This window comes from Pseudoalteromonas sp. SG43-6, from assembly GCF_014164365.1.
Taxonomy (GTDB): domain Bacteria; phylum Pseudomonadota; class Gammaproteobacteria; order Enterobacterales; family Alteromonadaceae; genus Pseudoalteromonas; species Pseudoalteromonas rhizosphaerae.
The window spans coordinates 1-497 of sequence record NZ_JACJEZ010000168.1 but is presented as its reverse complement, the minus strand read 5'-3'; the positions used below and the strand labels follow the sequence as shown (position 1 = coordinate 497).

1 protein-coding gene is annotated in these 497 nt (G+C 54.1%); it reads left to right on the top strand.

Annotated elements, in window-relative coordinates:
* Positions 1-497 (top strand): Ig-like domain-containing protein (locus tag H5201_RS22635; RefSeq protein WP_259399744.1); only part of this gene is annotated, 497 nt, incomplete at both ends.

Sequence of the window (497 nt, the reverse complement as noted above, 5' to 3'; positions counted from 1 at the left end):
GCTTTTGTTGTTGATGCCAGCGTCACCGATGCCGCCGGCAATACCGCTAGCGACACAGAAAATGGCGGAGTGATCGATACTCTTGCGCCAACCTTTGATATTGATCCGTTGGCTGCGACGAACGACAGCACCCCAACCATCACCGGTAGCAGTGATGAAATTGGCGGGCTGGTGAGCATTACGGTCACCGATGCCAATGGCGATATACAAACCTTAACTGCCACTGTGTTGGCTGATGGCAGTTGGTCGGTGGATGTACCGACCCCGCTTGCAGAAGGCGCTTTTGTTGTTGATGCCAGCGTCACCGATGCCGCCGGCAATACCGCTAGCGACACAGAAAATGGCGGAGTGATCGATACTCTTGCGCCAACCTTTGATATTGATCCGTTGGCTGCGACGAACGACAGCACCCCAACCATCACCGGTAGCAGTGATGAAATTGGCGGGCTGGTGAGCATTACGGTCACCGATGCCAATGGCGATATACAAACCTTAAC